1 pseudogene is annotated in these 448 nt (G+C 75.9%); it reads right to left on the bottom strand.

Annotated features, from left to right (window positions below):
• Positions 1 to 448: pseudogene (locus FV222_RS30485) on the bottom strand (two-component sensor histidine kinase); the annotation flags it as partial.

Here is a 448-nt window from a genome sequence, read left to right as displayed (position 1 = left end):
CCCTGGCCCTGCTCTCGGTCTGGGCGACGCGGGCGCCGTCAGCGCCCGCGTCGCCCAGACCGAGAGCAGGGCCAGGGTGAGGGCGAGGAAGATCACGGTGAAGATAATCGCGCCCTCGTGCGGCGGGCGCAGCGGGTCGTCCGGCAGGCTCGCCTGCAGCCGCGCGCCGTTCGGCGTCGCGATACCGAGCCGGAGGTAGCCCGCCTTGCGGATCTCGGGCGTGCCGATGTCGACCACGGTGAGCGCCCGGCCGAACCCGTTCCGCAGGCGGCGGACGACCGGACGGTCGGAGCCGTCGTCCGTCGGCGCGGCCTCACTCCAGGGGGCGATCTGGAGGTTCGGCACGCTGCGGGCCGCGTTCGCGAGGAGAGTCGCACGGTCCTGGGGCGCCGCCGAGTCGAGCAGGCGCGCGACGATCGCGAGGCGGCCGGCCGCGACGCCGGGGTGG

Origin of the sequence: Methylobacterium sp. WL103 (genome assembly GCF_008039885.1) — a bacterium.
Classification (GTDB): Bacteria; Pseudomonadota; Alphaproteobacteria; order Rhizobiales; family Beijerinckiaceae; genus Methylobacterium; species Methylobacterium cerastii.
Note: the sequence above shows the minus strand (reverse complement) of the source record. Positions and strands in the feature narration are given on the sequence as shown.